Consider the following 16162-nt stretch of genomic DNA (forward strand, 5'->3'; position numbering starts at 1 on the left):
ATGACCGGGGGTCAGCCCACGACCGGGGAGACGGCGACGCAGCCGCCGGCCATCGCCTGCTCGGCCTTGGCCTCCTTGAGGACCTTGCCCTGGTAGATGACCTTGCAGGTGAGGTCGGCGGGGGTGAGGGAGACCGGCATGACGGCCGGCGGCATGATGCCCTTCAGCTTCACCGTCTTCTTCCACGGCGTGGTCGGCTTCTTCTCCGACTGGACCTTCGGCGCCATCGCGGTGCCGTCGCCGGCGTGGTAGTCGATGGACTCGATGCCCGTGCCCGTGACCTCGTAGGTGACCTCGTAGGACTCGGTGACGGACTTGTCGACCTGGTCGGCGGCCTTCTCGGCGGCCTCCGAACAGGCGCCGAGGCCGAGTGCGAGGCCGACGACGGCGAGAGCCGAGACGGCGGTGCGGACGGTGCGCTTCATGGGGTTCCCCCTGGACGCGTGCGGATCGATTGGTCCGGGCAGGCAATCGTAAAGGGAGGGTAAAGTCAAATTCGCCCCCGGTGGCCCGCGCAGCCCAACTCCCCAGGCCAGCGGCGTTGTCAGTGGCGACCTCTACCGTCGGGGACATGAATGCCATGGGGGTGCGCATGACGGTCGAGCAGGTGCTGGCACTGGCTCCTGACGACGCCTCGCGCAGAGCGGGAAGCAGGCTCGGCACGGCCGGACCGTGGTCCGGCACGGGCTGCGACGGGGGCGCCGTCTGGGGCGTGTGCAAGGGCAGCGGCAGCTCTCCGTACCGGACGGTCGTCGACACCACCGGCCCGGCGTACTCGTGCAGTTGCCCCAGTCGCAAGTTCCCGTGCAAGCACGCCCTCGGCCTGCTGCTCCTCCAGGCGGCGGACGGTGCGGCGTTCGAGGACTCCGCCGTGCCCGACTGGGCGGGGTCCTGGCTCACCACGCGCCGGAGCCGCGCCCAGGGCGCCACCCCTCGGTCCGGCACCGAAGGCCCGGCGGACCCCGAGGCGGCGCGCCGCAGGGCGGAGCGGCGAGCCGCCCGGATCACCTCGGGCGCCCAGGAGTTGGAGCAGCGGCTCGCCGACCTGCTGCGCGGCGGGCTCGCCGGGGCCGAGCAGTCCGGCCACGGGCTGTGGGAGGAGACTGCGGCCCGCATGGTCGACGCCCAGGCGCCGGGACTCGCCGGCCGGGCCAGGGAGTTGGCGTCGATACCGGGCTCGGGTCCCGGCTGGCCGGTGCGGCTCCTGGAGGAGTGCGCGCTGACCCATCTCCTCGACCGCGCCTGGCTGGCCGCCGACCGGCTGCCCGCCCCCTTCGCGATGACCGTACGGACCCGGGTGGGTCTCACCGCCCCCGCCGACGGCGCCCCGGTGCGCGACCACTGGCACGTCCTCGCGCAGTACGACGCCTCGGACGCCCGGCTGACGACCCGGCGCATCTGGCTGCACGGCACGACGAGCGGGCGCACGGCACTGCTGCTCTCCTTCGGCGCGGCCGGCCGGCCTCCCCGGCTGGCGCTCCCGGTGGGTGCGGTGCTCGACGGGGAGGTGACCCCGCACGCGGGCTCCGGTCAGCTGCGGGCGGAGCCGGGCGAGGAGTTCGTCCCGGTCACGGGCCCCGCGGCCCCGCCGCCGGGCGGGCCGGTGGGCGAGGCCCTGGACGCGTACGGCCGCGCGCTGACCGAGGACCCCTGGCTGGACTCCTGGCCGGTGACGCTGACCGAGGTCGTACCCGCGCGCGCCGAGTACGGCTGGCAGCTCGCCGACGCGGACGGCCGCGAGGCCGTGCCGCTGACACCCACCGCCCAGTCCCGGCCCGGCCTCTGGCGCCTCGTCGCCCTGTCCGGCGGTGGTCCGGTCACCGTCTTCGGCGAGTGCGGGCACCGGGGGTTCACCCCTCTCGCCGCCTGGTCCCCGGAGTCCCCGGGGGAGACGGTCCCGCTCATATGAACCCGCACGGAGGACCGGTGGAGAAGGACACGACGGCCTCGGTTCCCGCCGTCGGCGGTGACGGCGACGGCGACGGCGGTGCGAAAAGCGCCCCTACAGGCGGCAGTCAGGGGGCCAACACCCGGGAGGACGGCACCCGGGGCGTGGACATCCGGGACGAAGACATCCGGGACATAGATATCCGGATGGACGGCACCCGGGAGGCCGACGTCTGGGAGGAGCTCGTCACCTCGGCGCTGCTCGGTACGGACCGGAGGACACCCGCCGCGCTCTCCGGGGTGGCGGGCGCGGACCTGCCGGGCGCCCTGCTGGACGCCGTCGCGCTGCACACCGTACGGCGCAGGGCCGGGCTGCGCCCCGGTCCCGCCGCCCCGCCACCGGAGCCCGCCCCCGAGGACCCGCGCGGCCCGCTGCCCGGGGCTGCCCGGCGGCGGCTCGACCAGCTGCTCGCCGGCCGGACCGCGCCCTCGCCCGCCGGGCGGCGCGGGGCCGCCCCCGACCTCGCCGAGCTGCTGCCGCAGTGGCTGGCCCTCGCCGACGAGCGGGGGTACCGGGCTCCCGCCGCCGCCCTGCCCGCCCTTCTCGACGCGGCCCGGGCCCGCTCCGACCTGCGACCGCAGGCCCTGCGGCTCGCCGGGCCGCGCGGCCTCTGGCTCGCCCGGCTCAACCCCGAGTGGAGGTTCGCCCTCCGGGGTGCGGGCGCGGGCGGTTCCCTTCCGGCCCCCGACGACCGGGAGGGTGTGCGGGCGCTGTGGGACGAGGGACTGTTCGCCGAGCGGGTCGCCCTGCTCACCGCCGTACGGACCGTGGACCCGGCGGCCGGACTCGCGCTCCTCGCGTCCACCTGGTCCGCCGAGCGGGCGGAGGACCGGCTGATGTTCCTCGACTCGCTGCGGGCCGGGCTCTCCGACGCGGACGAGCCGTTCCTGGAGGCGGCCCTCGGCGACCGCAGCCGTAACGTCCGGGCCACCGCCGCCGAGCTGCTCTCGGCCCTGCCGGCCTCGGCCCTCGCGGGCCGGATGGCGGACCGGGCGGTCTCCTGCGTCGGCCTCGACCGGACGGCGGAGTCCCCGACGATCACCGTGGAGGCACCGCACGAGTGCGACACGGCCATGCAGCGGGACGGCCTCACGGCATCGCCCCCGGCGGGGCGGGGCGAGCGGTCCTGGTGGCTCGGCCAGCTCGTCGAGGCCGCTCCGCTGTCCTGCTGGCCGCCCAGGTTCGGGGGGCGCGACCCGGAGGAGATCGTGGCGCTGCCGGTCGCCGACGACTGGCAGGGCGAGCTGCACGCGGCCTGGTGCCGGGCGGCCGTCCGGCAGCGGGACGCGGACTGGTCGCGCGCGCTGCTCGGCTCCCCCGCGACCCCGCCCGCGACGGGTCCCGGTACCTCGTCACTGGCCGAGCGGGCCCAGCTCCTGTCGACGCTGCCGCCGCAGGAGCGGGCGCTCTGGGTGGCCTCGTTCATCGCGGCCCACGGCCTGTCGGAGGCGTTCCAGCTGCTCGGTGTCTGCGCCGTGCCCTGGGCGGAGCCGCTCGGCGGGGCGGTGATCGACGCCCTCGACATCGCACGGGACGCCGGCAGTTATCCCTGGAGCTTCAGCGGGGTGATGGGCCTCGCGGAGCGCTGTCTCGCCCCGGAGGCGGCGCGGCAGCTGGAGGCCCTGACGGCCCCGCCCGACGAGGCGGAGGACACCGCGCCGGGCGCGGGCGGCTACTGGTCCGAGGCCTTCCAGCGCCTGGTCTCCACGCTCCGCCTCCGCGCGGCGATGCAAGCCGAGCTCACGGAACCGCCGGCGACTCCGGAACCGGGCGAGCCCTCCGTACCGGCGCACCCCTGACACGGGTAAGGGCCCTCCCCGGTCGGGGGAGGACCCTGAAGGGCAGGACGGGCGTGACGTACGGGCGCGCGGGGCATCACGCGTGACGCCGCACGGTGCAGGACGAGTGCCACACCATGCGCCACGAGTGCTGCACCATGGGCCACGAGTGCCACGCCGGGTGCCACGGGTGGCGCAGTGCCACCGACCGGCACACTCGGCGCCATGAGTGACGTACTCGGCGTTACGCGGCCACCCGGACGTTCGCGTTCACCCAGTCGACGATGGACGCCGTCGTCGCGCCCGGCGTGAAGATCTCGGCCACGCCCTTCTCCTTCAGCGGCGCGATGTCCCCGTCGGGGATGATGCCGCCGCCGAAGACCTTGATGTCCTCCGCGTCGCGGTCCTTGAGCAGCTCCAGGACCTTCACGAACAGCGTGTTGTGCGCTCCGGAGAGGATCGACAGACCGATCGCGTCGGCGTCCTCCTGGATCGCGGTGTCGACGATCTGCTCCGGCGTCTGGTGGAGCCCGGTGTAGATGACCTCCATACCGGCGTCGCGCAGTGCCCGCGCGATCACCTTGGCCCCGCGATCGTGACCGTCGAGACCCGGCTTGGCGACCACCACGCGGATCGGACCGCTCACACCCATCACTGCCTCCACATGCGGACCCCCGCGCCCGATGGCCGGGGAAGTGAACGAACGTTATCTCCAGCATCCCGCACCCGGCTGTTTCGCGGAGGCGAGCGAGGGGGAAATCACACGTGGGACATTGTTCGCTCTGCGCCGTACCCCGCTTTCGGGCCCACCTTCCGGGCCCACCAGCCGCAAGCGGGGCCCGACGCACAGGGAGCCGCGACGAGGTCCGCCGTGCCTCCGTGCCGCCGTCCGTGCGGTGCGGAGGCACGGCGCACCGGGCGTACCGTCCGGCCCCGCGCACCGTTCGGGAGGCCGGCCATGGAGCTCACCAAGGTCACCGCCCTGATGAGGGCCACCGCCCTGGAGCTCGCGATCCTCACCGGGCATCTCGTCCTGTACCCGTCCGGGATCGTGGCGGAGCGCCTCGCGCCCTCCGCTCCGCAGAAGACGCTCGTCCCGGGCAGGCGTCCGGTGATCCTCCTGCACGGCTACATGGACAACCGCTCGGTCTTCGTCCTGCTGCGTCGCGCGCTCGCCCGGCACGGCCGTGACTGCGTCGAGTCGCTCAACTACTCCCCGCTCACCTGTGACCTGCGGACCGCCGCCGAGGTGCTCGGCCGCCGGGTGGAGGAGATCCGCGTCCGTACGGGGCACGCCGAGGTCGACATCGTCGGGCACAGCCTGGGAGGGCTCATCGCCCGTTATTACGTACAGCGTCTCGGCGGTCACAGCCGGGTGCGCACCCTGGTCATGCTCGGCACCCCGCACGCGGGCACCACCGTGGCCCCGCTCGCCGACGCGCACCCGCTGGTGCGGCAGATGCGCCCCGGTTCGGAGGTGCTGCGGGAGCTCGCCGGGCCCGCGCCCGGCTGCCGGACCCGGTTCGTCAGTTTCTGGAGCGACCTCGACCGGGTGATGGTGCCGGTGGAGACCGCCCGGCTCGACCACGCCGATCTGCTGGTGCACAACGTCCGCGTCAGTGGGATCGGGCATCTCGCGCTGCCCGTCCACCCGACGGTGGCCACCGGTGTCCTCGAAGCCCTCGACGGATGCGGACCCGAGGGCCGGGCGATCGGCGCGGACGAGCCCGGGGCGAGCTCCGTCGCCTGACACTCCGGCGCCGTTCTTCGAACGTTCCTCGAACACAAGGCCAAAGCTCTGCCCGTGAGCTGGCGAAACACGGCCGATTGCCCGTTTCCTGCGCCCGCAAACCCCTCCGAAGATTGTCGGCTGCGCATACCGCCGGGTACAGTCGCGCCACTGCTTACCCCCGGGACACCCCTCGTCGGGACGCCCCGGACTGGTCCTGCTGCCGAGGCGAGAGAGACGTTGGTGAACGACCAGCACCCCCACGCCGGGTACGTCGGAGACGGCGCGCACCCCACCGGCAGTTTCGCCACCGACCCCCTCTTCGGCGCCTACGCCGACAACGCGGCCGACCCCAGCGGCCAGTGGGACCTCGGCGGGTACGACGCCTCCGGCGCGTACGGGGCGACGGGGCAGTACGACAGCACGCAGTACGACACGACGGCCGGGTACGACACCGGCGCGCAGTACGGCTCCCCCGCGCAGCACACCACGACCGGGCACTACGACACGACCGGCCAGTGGGACGCCACCGGGCAGTGGGACACCACCGGCGCCTACGCGGCCACCGGCACCTACGCCACGACGACCGGGCAGTACGACGCCGGCCACGCCACCCCCTCGTACGACACCACCGGCCAGTGGGACGCCTCCGCGTGGACCGAGGCCCAGCACACCGCCCCGTACGAGACCGTCCACTCCGGCGCCTACGCCGCCCAGGGAACCTACGGCTACGAGGCCTACGACGCCACCGGCCAGTGGGCCGCCCCCGCCTTCGCGACCGACACCGGAGCCTTCGACGCGACCGCGTGGAACCAGACGGCCCCGGAGGCCGAGCCGGTCGTCCCGCACCAGTACGTGCCGCGGGCCGAGCACACCGCCGAGTTCGCGTTCGAGTACGTCCCCGGCACCGGGACGGACGGCGCCGAGGCGGAGCACGCCTACGACGAACACGCCGCCGAGCACACCGAGCACTCCGGGGAGACCCACGACGCCGACGGCTTCACGGACGAGGACGGCACCGAGGACGCGTACGACCCCGCCGAAGAGCCGCGGAGCGACCTCGACGACCAGCCGGCCGTCGAGGTCCGCACGGACTCCCCCGCCGCCGGCCGCTCCGTGCGCCGCTCCTCCGCCGGCGGCCGCGGCCGCCGCCGTACCCCCGCCAAGCGCTCCGCGCTGCTGACCGTCGCCGTCCCCTCCGCCTGCGTCATGGGCGTGGCCGGCATCGCCGCCGCCTCCGTCGGCGGCCTCACCGGAACCGGCACCGACGGCGGCCAGAAGGACGACACGAAGTCGCTCGCCGCCGCCGACCCGGCCTCCGTCAAGCAGGTCGCCGCGAACAGCGCGCTCGACACCCAGCTCGCCGCGCTCAGCGCCGACGCCCGCGACTTCGGTGAGCGCGCCAGCCGTACCCAGGAGCGCATCGACCTCAAGGCCCGTCAGGCGGCCGAGAAGAAGAAGCGCGAGGAGGAGGCGGCCCGCAAGGAGGCGCTGCGGCCCAAGTTCAGCCTGCCGGTGGAGCTCCACCGGCTCAGCGCGCGCTTCGGCCAGTCGGGCGTCAACTGGATGTCCGTGCACACCGGCATCGACTTCCCCGTCCAGACCGGCACGCCCGTGCGGGCCGCGACGGACGGCACCGTCCGCACCCAGATCAACAGCGCCTACGGCAACATGGTCATCGTGACCGCCCCGGACGGCACCGAGACCTGGTACTGCCACCTCAGCAGCGCCCGGTACCGCTCCGGTTCCGTCAAGGCCGGCGACGTCATCGCGTACTCCGGCGACTCCGGCAACTCCACCGGCCCGCACCTCCACTTCGAGGTCCGGCCGGGCGGCGGTTACGCGATCGACCCGCTGGCCTGGCTGCGCAGCCACGGCCTCGACCCGACCAACTGACCCGCGTCTCTCCGTACGTACGGGTGAGGGCCCCGGCTTCGGCCGGGGCCCTCACCCGTACGTGTCAGCGCTCTCCCCGCCGGGCTCTTCGCGCTACAGCTTCTCGACCGGCGCGTACCGCAGCAGCAGCCGCTTCGGCTTCTCATCGCCGAAGTCGATCGTCGCCTGGGCGTCGGCGCCCGCGCCCGTCACCGTCATGACCGTGCCGAGGCCGAACTGGTCGTGCGTGACCCGGTCGCCGACCTGGAGGGAGATCACCGGCTTCTCCCCGGCGCGCCGGGTGGCGAAGCCCGAGGGACCGGAGCGCGAACGCGAGGAGGAGAGCGACGAGGTGATCCCCGACGTCGGCCCGGCGGGCTTCGCCATCGGACCCGTCCGCTTCCACTCCAGATACGTGGGCGGGATCTCCTCCAGGAAACGCGAGGCCGGGTTGTACGAGGGCTGCCCCCAGGCGCTGCGCATCGACGAACGCGTCAGGTAGAGCCGCTCACGGGCGCGCGTGATGCCGACGTACGCCAGGCGCCGCTCCTCCTCCAGCTCCTTCGCCTGGCCGAGGGCGCGCATGTGCGGGAAGACGCCGTCCTCCATGCCGGTCAGGAACACCACGGGGAATTCGAGGCCCTTGGCGGTGTGCAGGGTCATCAGGGTGATGACGCCCCTGCCCTCCTCGTCCTCGTCCGGGATCTGGTCGGAGTCCGCGACGAGCGCGACCTTCTCCAGGAACTCCGCGAGGGTCGCGGGCTCCTCGCCGCGCTCCTGCTCGAACTCAAGGGCGACGGCGGCGAGTTCCTGGAGGTTCTCGATACGGGTCTCGTCCTGCGGGTCGGTCGAGGCCTGAAGCTCGGCCAGGTAACCCGTGCGCTCCAGGACCGCCTCCAGGACGACGGCGGGGCCGGCGCCGGACTCGACGACGGTCCGCAGCTCGTCCATGAGGGCGTTGAAACGCTTGACGGCGTTCGCCGAGCGGGCGGCCATGCCGTATGCCTCGTCGACCCGCTTGAGGGCCTGCGGGAAGGTGATCTTCTCGCGGAGCGAGAGGGCGTCGATCATCGCCTCGGCGCGCTCGCCGATGCCCCGCTTCGGGACGTTGAGGATGCGGCGCAGCGGGACGTTGTCCTCGGGGTTGGCGAGGACCCGCAGGTACGCGAGGACGTCCCGGACCTCCTTGCGCTCGTAGAAGCGCACGCCGCCGACGACCTTGTAGGGCAGTCCGACGCGGATGAAGATCTCTTCGAAGACACGGGACTGGGCGTTGGTCCGGTAGAAGACGGCGACGTCCCCGGCCTTCGCCTCGCCGGCGTCCGTCAGCCGGTCGATCTCGTCGGCGACGAACTGGGCCTCGTCGTGCTCGGTGTCCGCGACGTAGCCGGTGATCTGCGCGCCCGCGCCCGCGTTCGTCCACAGGTTCTTGGGGCGGCGGGACTCGTTGCGCTCGATGACGGCGTTGGCGGCGGAGAGGATCGTCTGCGTGGAGCGGTAGTTCTGCTCCAGGAGGATCGTCGTCGCGTCCGGGTAGTCCTCCTCGAACTGGAGGATGTTGCGGATGGTCGCGCCGCGGAAGGCGTAGATCGACTGGTCGGCGTCGCCTACGACGCACAGCTCGGCCGGGCCGAGGTCCTCGTAGCCGGTGCCGACGAGCTCCCGTACGAGGGTGTACTGGGCGTGGTTGGTGTCCTGGTACTCGTCGACGAGGACGTGGCGGAAGCGGCGGCGGTAGTGCTCGGCGACGTCGGGGAACGCCTGGAGCAGGTGGACCGTCGTCATGATGATGTCGTCGAAGTCCAGGGCGTTGGCCTCGCGCAGCCGTCCCTGGTACATCCGGTACGCCTCGGCGAGCGTCTTCTCGAAGCCGTCGACGGCCTGGTCGGCGAAGGTCTCCTCGTCGATCAGCTCGTTCTTGAGGTTCGAGACCTTGGCGCTGAACGACTTCGGCGGGAACTTCTTCGGGTCGAGGTCGAGGTCACGGCAGACCAGGGACATCAGGCGCTTGGAGTCGGCGGCGTCGTAGATCGAGAAGGAGGAGGTGAAACCGAGCCTCTTCGACTCGCGGCGCAGGATACGGACGCAGGCGCTGTGGAAGGTCATGACCCACATCGCGTTCGCCCGCGGTCCGACGAGCTGCTCGACGCGCTCCTTCATCTCGCCGGCGGCCTTGTTCGTGAAGGTGATCGCCAGTATCTGGCCGGGGTGCACGTGCCGCGTGCCCAGGAGGTGGGCGATGCGGTGGGTGAGGACCCGGGTCTTGCCGGAGCCGGCGCCCGCGACGATGAGCAGCGGGGTGTCGGTGTGGACGACGGCGGCACGCTGCTGCTCGTTCAGCCCCTCCAGGAGCGCGGCGGCGTCCACGACGGGGCGCGGGGCACCGTCGCGGTAGTACGCGTCCCGGGCCTGCGGGGGCACGTCGAAGTGCTCCCCGAAGAGGCCGTGCGGGACCTCCTCCACGGCCGGGGAGCCGTGGTCGTCGTCCTCGGGGTGGGGCGGGGGCTCCTCCGAGGAGTGGTTCTGGAGACCGGCCAGGAAGCTGTCGTCAAAGAGGCTGCTCATCGCCTCACGAGTCTAGGACGCCCCACCGACATCCGGGCCCGCCTTCGGGACCCGCCTTCCTCACGGGGCTGCGGAACCGGTCACACCCGAGGGGGCCAGGGCCCCGCCGGGGGTGCCGCTCGTCACGTCCAGAGGGTCGCGATGAAGATGTTCGCCGTGGTCAGGCCGCCCACGGCGGCGAAGAGGCCCTTGTCGACCTTCTCCTCGTCGCGCTTGACGTAGACGAGGCCGAGGATGACGACGAGCACCGCCAGCTTGACGCCGATCTTGATGTTGTTCACGGTCTGGTCGTCCGCCTGGTTCAGGCCGACGAGCGCGACACCGGTGATCAGCATGACCAGCGCGCCGTGCAGCATCGCGGGGGTGAAGCGGGCCGTACCGGCTCCCATCGCCTTCATCTGGGTGAGGAAACCGCCCAGCAGGGAGGCGATACCGATGATGTGCAGGGCGACGAAGACATTGATGAGTACGTCCATGGGGCGGAGCCTAACCGGGGCCTTAGCACTGCCCTGGGGGCGGGTCCACCCACTCCCGTGGTTCGGTCGGTCCACCGCAGGAATGCCTCCGGCCCCTCGTCGCGGACGGAAGAGACCGGTCGCCGTCCGACAACTCTCGCCAATAACGGTCAACCCACCGTCCGGGCGTGACCCCAGGCCTAGCGTCCTCCACCAGGTGGCCGACTCCCCACCACCGCCGGCGCTCCGGCGGTTGTCGGTCGCCCCCGCCGAGAAAACCCGGCGGCGGTCCGTCTCCCCTGTGCGGCCCGCCGTCGGCCCGGCGGGCCCGGTCCCCCAGGCAGAGGATGTGACCCGCCCTCGTGGCAGCACACCGGAAACCCAAGCAGCCTCCCCTCGCCGGTCAGGCGGTCCGCACCGCCGCCACCCTCGCACTCGCCTCCGCCGCGACGGCGACGCTCTTCGAGGGATCCGGACACGCGGAGCCCCGGCCCACCACCGCCCAGGTCACGGCGAAGGTCGACCGGCTCTACCGGGAGGCCGAGGTCGCGACGGAGCGGTACAACGGGGCCGCGGAGAGGGCGGACGAGGCCCGCGCCGCCTTCGACCGGCTCCGCGACGAGGCCGCCCGCAGGACCCAGCGGCTCAACACCGCGCGGGCCGGGCTCGGGGCCGTGGCCGCCGCCCAGTACCGGTCCGGAGGCCTCGACCCCGCGGTGCAGCTCGCCCTCACCTCCGACCCCGACGAATATCTGGAGCGGGCCGCGCTGGCCGAGAAGGCCGGGGACCGCCAGGCCGCCACGGTCACGGCGGTACGCCGCGAGCTCGCCGCGATCCGGCAGCTGCGCGCGGAGTCGGAGGGGCGCCTGACCGCGCTCCGGGAGCACGAGGCGGAGCTGCGGCGGCAGAAGGCTGCCGTGACGGGCAGGCTCGCGTCGGCACGGACCCTCCTCGCCCGCCTGACCGCGGAGGAGCGGGCCCGGTACGAGGCCGCCGCGGCCGGTCGGGACGCCTCCGGCACCTCGACGGGGAGCGCTGGCTCGACCGGCTCCGCCACCGCGCGTGCCGACCGCTCCTCGGGCGGCGGGCGCGGGCCGGTGACCGCCCCGAACACGCGGGCCGCCGAGGCCATCTCCTTCGCCCGCGCCCAGCTCGGCAAGCCGTACGTGTGGGGCGCGACGGGGCCCTCCGGATACGACTGCTCGGGCCTCACCCAGGCGGCCTGGCGCGCGGCCGGTGTCTCCCTGCCCCGCACCACGTACACCCAGATCAACGCGGGCACGCGCGTCTCCCGCTCCCAGCTGGCCCCGGGTGACCTGGTCTTCTTCTACTCCGGGATCAGTCACGTCGGGCTCTACATCGGCGGCGGCCAGATGATCCACGCCCCCCGGCCGGGCGCCCCGATCCGGGTCGCCCCGATCGACGAGATGCCCTTCGCCGGAGCGACCCGAGTGGGATGAGGGACCGCGGCGGGCTCAGACCAGGCGGCGGGCGGTCGCCCAGCGGGTCAGCTCGTGACGGTTGGAGAGCTGGAGCTTGCGCAGCACCGCGGAGACGTGCGACTCGACCGTCTTCACCGAGATGTAGAGCTGCTTGGCGATCTCCTTGTACGCGTACCCCCGGGCGATCAGCCGCAGCACCTCCCGCTCCCGCTGGGTCAGCCGGTCCAGGTCCTCGTCCACCGGGGGCGCGTCCGTCGAGGCGAAGGCGTCCAGGACGAACCCGGCCAGCCGGGGCGAGAAGACGGCGTCGCCCTCCTGCACCCGGAAGATCGAGTCCACCAGATCGGTGCCGGTGATCGTCTTGGTGACGTAGCCCCGGGCGCCGCCCCGGATCACCCCGATCACGTCCTCGGCCGCGTCGGAGACCGACAGGGCCAGGAAGCGAACCGGGTCCTCCGGCGCGCTCATCAGGCTCGCGCAACGCCGCAGCACCTCCACCCCGCCGCCGCCCGGAAGGTGCACGTCGAGGAGGACGACCTCGGGGCGGGTGGCCGTGATGACGGTGACCGCCTGGTCGACGTCGGCCGCCTCGCCGACCACCTCGACGCCGGTGACCTCGGTCCGGCCGATCTCGGCCTGCACCCCCGTACGGAACATCCGGTGGTCGTCGACGAGCACCACCCGCACCCGGCGCTCCGTCCCCGCCGCCCCCGCATCGGTTCCGGTCGCTGCCCCGGTCTCGTCGCTCATCCGTCCGCCCTCTCCATCTCAAGCTCCACTTCGGTGCCCCCGCCGGGCACGGCCCGCAGCCGGGCGGTGCCGCCGTTGCGCTGCATCCGGCCGATGATCGATTCTCGTACGCCCATCCTGTCCTCGGGCACCGCGTCGAGGTCGAAGCCCGGTCCCCGGTCCCGCACGGAGACGAAGACCGTACGGCCCTCCACCTCCGCGTACACCTGCACGGCCCCGCCCTCGCCACCGTACTTGGCGGCGTTGACCATCGCCTCACGCGCGGCCTGCATCTGCGCGACGAGCCCGTCGTCGAGCGGGCAGTCCCCGACGACGACCACTTCGAGGGGCACTCCGTGCTTGTCCTCGACCTCGGCGGCGGCCTTCTTCACCGCCTCGGCGAGGGTCTCCGGCTCCTCGTCCCTGCCGGTGCCCTCGGGCTTGTACAGCCAGTTCCGCAGTTCCCGCTCCTGGGCGCGGGCGAGGCGGCGGACCTCGCCCGCGTCTTCGGCGTTGCGCTGGATCAGGGTGAGGGTGTGCAGCACGGAGTCGTGGACATGGGCGGCGACCTCGGCACGCTCCTGGGCGCGGATGCGCATGGTCCGCTCCTCCGTGAGGTCCTGCGACATCCGGACCAGCCACGGGCCGGCGAGCAGGGCTATCCCGGTGAGCACCGCGACGGCCGCGGTGAGGGCCGTGCCGAGCTGGGCGACGGAGCCGCGGACCACCATGAAGACGGCGAGGCCCGTGCCGACCAGGGCGACCCCGACGAGGCCGCGGGCGAGGTGGAAGGCGCGGCCGCGTCGTCCCGCGTCGGTCCAGCTGGCCCGGCGGGCGTTGTCCGCCTGGCGCCAGACCAGGACGACGCCGACGCAGATGAGTATCCCCGGCCAGACGTACCGTCCGGTCTCGTTGTCGACGTTGATGTTGCCGACGAGGACCGCGCCGCCGATCGCGAGGGCTATCAGCGCGAAGATCTGCCCACGGTCGGGCTTGCGCAGTCTTCGGCGCCCGTCCGGCGTGGTCTCGAAGACGGGACGCGGGGTGGTCCGGCCGCCGACACCGAGCGGGACGACGATCCAGAAGGCCGCGTAGAGCAGGAGTCCAAGGCCGTCCGTGAAGAAGAGGACCACGAAGATCACCCGCACCCAGACGACCGGAAGGCCGAGGTGACCGGCGAGGCCACGGGCGACACCGCCGAGCCATCGCCCGTCGGCGCTCCGGTAGAGCCTGCGCACGGGCGGTTCGTCGGTCTCGGTGACACGAGCGGCTGCGGACATGCACTGATCGTCACACGTGCGGCCCGCCCGGGACATCAGGGTCTGCCCTGAGATCGTCCCTGGTACGGCCTCGGGGAAGAGAGGGCACCGAATATCAGGGTCGGGCCAGGGTCGGTCCCGGTGCCGCTCGACGTCACGGGCCGTCACCATGGAGGCATGACGAGTTCGATGCCTTCGCAGCACGAGGCCCCGCCGCCGGCGGAGGCCGTCACCGCCCCGCCACTGCGGCGCTCGCGCGGCAGCAAGGTCGTGGGCGGTGTCTGCGGCGGCCTCGGGCGGCACTTCGATCTCGACCCGGTGATCTTCCGGGTCGCGGTCGGCCTGCTGGCGGTGCCGGGCGGCCTCGGGTTGATCTTCTACGGCTTCGCCTGGCTGCTGATCCCGCTCGCGGGCGAGGAGAGCGAGGGGCGCAGGCTGCTGACCGGCCGGGTGTCCGGCGCTTCCCTCGCCGCGGTGCTGATGGCCCTGGTGGGCTGCGGGATCTTCCTGTCGATGCTGCACAGCGGGTCGATGCTGGGCTCGGCTCTCATGCTGTCGTTCGCGGTGTGCGCGGCGGCGGTCTGGTCGCGGCGCCGGCAGGTGGGTGCGGTGGAGCCCGAGGGCCGGGTGGAGTCGGCGGCGGCCGCCCTCGCGGTCGCCGAGGCCCCGCCCGAGACCAAGGCGCCGCCGCTGGTCGAGTTCCCCTCGTGGTGGAAGGACCCGATAGTCAAGGACGGTTCGACGGGCAAGGTGGCCGTCGGCTACCTGTGGGGGCCGCACGGCATCCTGGACGAGGACGGCCGGGTGGGCGGCGAGGTGCCGAGGCCCGGCAGCCAGTGGGGTCCCGATCCCTCGGCCGCGGGGCGCCCCAAGCCCTCGGTGCGGACGAGCCCGCTCTCCATCGGCGGTCTCGTCTACCTGCTCGCCATGGTCGCCGCCGTCGTGGGCACCTCGGCGTCCTGGGAGACCCATCCGCTGGGCACGAGCCTGCAGATCGGGCTCGTCGCCGCCCTCGCGGTGTTCGGTCTCGGCCTGGTCGTCAGCAGCTTCCTCGGCCGGACCGGGTTCGGCACGATCTTCCTCACCGTGATCACGGCGGGCCTGCTCGCGCTGGCCACGGCCCTGCCCGACCGGATCTCCACGGAGTGGGTCCGCGCGACATGGGAGCCGACGACGGTCACCGCCGTGCAGCCCCGCTACGAGGTGGGCACCGGGATCGGCACGCTCGATCTGTCAGGGCTCCCCGTCCCCGCGGGCACGACCGTCGCGACGGCGGCCGAGGTGGGCGCCGGGAAGCTCAAGGTGATCGTCCCGAAGGACGCGGTCGTGAAGCTGCGCGCCGAGGTGGGGCTCGGTGATCTGCAGCTGCCGGGCCAGCCCGCCAACGACATCGACATCGCGCCCGACCGCGACGAGACCCGCACGCTCACCCCGCCGGCCGGGACCACCCCGGCGGGCACCCTGGACCTCTCGCTCGAGGTCGGCATCGGACAGGTGGAGGTCACCCGTGCTGGTTCATGAGTTCCGCCCCGGCAGGCTGCTCGTCGGCCTCACCGCCCTCGCCCTGGCCGCCGTGTACGCGGGCGACGCCACCGGCGCCTGGACGACCCCGTGGTACCTGGTGATCCCGGTGCTGTGCGGCGGTCTGGGCGTGGCCGGCCTCGCGAGCTGGGTCGCCTATCGAATACGGCGCCGCTCGGCGAGGAGCCGGTCCAGCGACAGCACCGACGCCCCGGCCAGCACCAGCGGGAGCCAGGCCATCAGATAGGCGAGGTCGTTGCCGAGGTAGTACGGCTGCACCTGCCAGCTCACGGTCAGCCAGAGGCTCAGCGAGATCAGCGCGCCCCCGAGCGCCGCCAGGCGCGCGAAGAGGCCGATGAGCGTGCCGATCCCGACGGCGAGTTCTCCGAGGGAGATGGCGTATCCGAAGCCGGTGGGGTTCTTGAGGGCGAGGTCGACCAGGGCGGGGATGGCCGAGGTGTCGCGGACACCGCGCATCGTCTCTCCGACGGAGCCGCTGCCGGTGTCGGCGAGGAAGGCGGAGTCGGTGAGCTTGTCGAGACCGGCGTAGACGAAGGTGACGCCGAGGAAGAGCCGGAGCGGAACGAGGGCGTAGCGGGAGGCGATCGGCTTCCACCGGTCGAGGGCGGCCGTCCACCGGGCGCGGGGGGCCGCGCGCCCGTCGCCGGGGGCCGCGCGCACGTCGCCAGGGGCCGCGCGCCCGTCGCGGGGGGTCTCGGCGGGGCGGCCGGTGGCACCCGTGCCCTCCGTACCGTCACCCGTGTCGTGCGCTCGGTCCGCCTGTCCCGTCATCGCCGGTCACCTCTCCACGCCCCGTACGACTGCTAGCGCAACGATTCTCCTCGCACCTCGGCTCCAGGG

Annotated in this window: 14 protein-coding genes; 7 read left to right on the forward strand and 7 right to left on the reverse strand. The window is 73.2% G+C overall.

The genetic code is table 11. The features are described 5' to 3' along the window. Window positions 1-11: 11 nt before the first annotated feature. The gene (locus AMK29_RS08335; protein ID WP_073809972.1) at window positions 12-425 is read right to left on the reverse strand and encodes a hypothetical protein; all 414 of its coding nucleotides are present in this window, start codon (window positions 423-425) and stop codon (window positions 12-14) included. Between the two features lie 146 nt (window positions 426-571). Between AMK29_RS08335 and AMK29_RS08340 the strand changes: the two genes are divergently transcribed. Both AMK29_RS08340 and AMK29_RS08345 read left to right on the forward strand, forming a co-directional pair. Next, on the forward strand, window positions 572-1909 hold the full coding sequence (locus AMK29_RS08340; RefSeq protein WP_198942198.1) for an SWIM zinc finger family protein: 1338 nt from the start codon (window positions 572-574) through the stop codon (window positions 1907-1909). Between the two features lie 185 nt (window positions 1910-2094). After that, on the forward strand, window positions 2095-3747 hold the full coding sequence (locus tag AMK29_RS08345; RefSeq protein WP_073810717.1) for a DUF5691 domain-containing protein: 1653 nt from the start codon (window positions 2095-2097) through the stop codon (window positions 3745-3747). Between the two features lie 223 nt (window positions 3748-3970). Here the strand turns inward: AMK29_RS08345 and AMK29_RS08350 are convergent, their stop codons facing one another. Further along, window positions 3971-4378, reverse strand: a complete 408-nt coding sequence (locus AMK29_RS08350; protein ID WP_073809976.1) for a cobalamin B12-binding domain-containing protein — start codon at window positions 4376-4378, stop codon at window positions 3971-3973. Between the two features lie 306 nt (window positions 4379-4684). Between AMK29_RS08350 and AMK29_RS08355 the strand changes: the two genes are divergently transcribed. After that, complete coding sequence (locus AMK29_RS08355; RefSeq protein WP_073809980.1) at window positions 4685-5476, forward strand: esterase/lipase family protein; 792 nt, start codon at window positions 4685-4687, stop codon at window positions 5474-5476. A gap of 222 nt (window positions 5477-5698) precedes the next feature. Next, on the forward strand, window positions 5699-7351 hold the full coding sequence (locus tag AMK29_RS08360; protein WP_073809984.1) for a M23 family metallopeptidase: 1653 nt from the start codon (window positions 5699-5701) through the stop codon (window positions 7349-7351). Between the two features lie 93 nt (window positions 7352-7444). Here the strand turns inward: AMK29_RS08360 and pcrA are convergent, their stop codons facing one another. Both pcrA and AMK29_RS08370 read right to left on the reverse strand, forming a co-directional pair. After that, window positions 7445-9895: a DNA helicase PcrA gene (gene pcrA, locus AMK29_RS08365; RefSeq protein ID WP_073809988.1), complete on the reverse strand. Its 2451-nt coding sequence runs from the start codon at window positions 9893-9895 to the stop codon at window positions 7445-7447. 122 nt (window positions 9896-10017) lie between these two features. Next, complete coding sequence (locus AMK29_RS08370; RefSeq protein ID WP_073809991.1) at window positions 10018-10371, reverse strand: hypothetical protein; 354 nt, start codon at window positions 10369-10371, stop codon at window positions 10018-10020. A 341-nt stretch (window positions 10372-10712) separates the two neighbouring features. Between AMK29_RS08370 and AMK29_RS08375 the strand changes: the two genes are divergently transcribed. Further along, a complete protein-coding gene (locus AMK29_RS08375; protein ID WP_073809995.1) occupies window positions 10713-11810 on the forward strand; it encodes a C40 family peptidase in 1098 nt (365 codons plus the stop codon). A gap of 15 nt (window positions 11811-11825) precedes the next feature. Here the strand turns inward: AMK29_RS08375 and AMK29_RS08380 are convergent, their stop codons facing one another. After that, entirely contained in the window at window positions 11826-12542 is a 717-nt protein-coding gene (locus AMK29_RS08380) for a LuxR C-terminal-related transcriptional regulator (protein WP_073810000.1), read from the reverse strand. After that, window positions 12539-13801 (reverse strand): ATP-binding protein, encoded by a 1263-nt coding sequence (locus AMK29_RS08385; protein WP_073810004.1) that lies wholly within the window; start codon window positions 13799-13801, stop codon window positions 12539-12541. The genes AMK29_RS08380 and AMK29_RS08385 overlap by 4 nt, the downstream gene beginning before the upstream one ends. 156 nt (window positions 13802-13957) lie before the next feature. Here AMK29_RS08385 and AMK29_RS08390 point away from each other — a divergent pair, with 156 nt between their 5' ends. Continuing rightward, window positions 13958-15301, forward strand: coding sequence for a PspC domain-containing protein (locus AMK29_RS08390; protein WP_079196801.1), 1344 nt, complete (start codon window positions 13958-13960; stop codon window positions 15299-15301). After that, complete coding sequence (locus AMK29_RS08395; RefSeq protein ID WP_073810011.1) at window positions 15288-15548, forward strand: hypothetical protein; 261 nt, start codon at window positions 15288-15290, stop codon at window positions 15546-15548. The genes AMK29_RS08390 and AMK29_RS08395 overlap by 14 nt, the downstream gene beginning before the upstream one ends. Here the strand turns inward: AMK29_RS08395 and AMK29_RS08400 are convergent. Then, window positions 15458-16093: a DoxX family protein gene (locus AMK29_RS08400; RefSeq protein ID WP_079196802.1), complete on the reverse strand. Its 636-nt coding sequence runs from the start codon at window positions 16091-16093 to the stop codon at window positions 15458-15460. The genes AMK29_RS08395 and AMK29_RS08400 overlap by 91 nt on opposite strands. Between the last annotated feature and the right edge of the window lie 69 nt (window positions 16094-16162).

The organism is Streptomyces sp. CB02261 (assembly GCF_001905665.1).
Taxonomy (GTDB): Bacteria; Actinomycetota; Actinomycetes; order Streptomycetales; family Streptomycetaceae; genus Streptomyces.

What these genes read in the sequence shown, in the direction of transcription:
- AMK29_RS08345 (WP_073810717.1), top strand. Translation starts at nt 2,095, where the DNA reads ATGGACGGCACCCGGGAGGCCGACGTCTGGGAGGAGCTCGTCACCTCG.
- AMK29_RS08400 (WP_079196802.1), bottom strand. Translation starts at nt 16,093, where the DNA reads ATGACGGGACAGGCGGACCGAGCGCACGACACGGGTGACGGTACGGAG.
- AMK29_RS08390 (WP_079196801.1), top strand. Translation starts at nt 13,958, where the DNA reads ATGACGAGTTCGATGCCTTCGCAGCACGAGGCCCCGCCGCCGGCGGAG.
- AMK29_RS08380 (WP_073810000.1), bottom strand. Translation starts at nt 12,542, where the DNA reads ATGAGCGACGAGACCGGGGCAGCGACCGGAACCGATGCGGGGGCGGCG.
- AMK29_RS08370 (WP_073809991.1), bottom strand. Translation starts at nt 10,371, where the DNA reads ATGGACGTACTCATCAATGTCTTCGTCGCCCTGCACATCATCGGTATC.
- AMK29_RS08340 (WP_198942198.1), top strand. Translation starts at nt 572, where the DNA reads ATGAATGCCATGGGGGTGCGCATGACGGTCGAGCAGGTGCTGGCACTG.
- AMK29_RS08385 (WP_073810004.1), bottom strand. Translation starts at nt 13,801, where the DNA reads ATGTCCGCAGCCGCTCGTGTCACCGAGACCGACGAACCGCCCGTGCGC.
- AMK29_RS08335 (WP_073809972.1), bottom strand. Translation starts at nt 425, where the DNA reads ATGAAGCGCACCGTCCGCACCGCCGTCTCGGCTCTCGCCGTCGTCGGC.
- pcrA (WP_073809988.1), bottom strand. Translation starts at nt 9,895, where the DNA reads ATGAGCAGCCTCTTTGACGACAGCTTCCTGGCCGGTCTCCAGAACCAC.
- AMK29_RS08350 (WP_073809976.1), bottom strand. Translation starts at nt 4,378, where the DNA reads ATGGGTGTGAGCGGTCCGATCCGCGTGGTGGTCGCCAAGCCGGGTCTC.
- AMK29_RS08355 (WP_073809980.1), top strand. Translation starts at nt 4,685, where the DNA reads ATGGAGCTCACCAAGGTCACCGCCCTGATGAGGGCCACCGCCCTGGAG.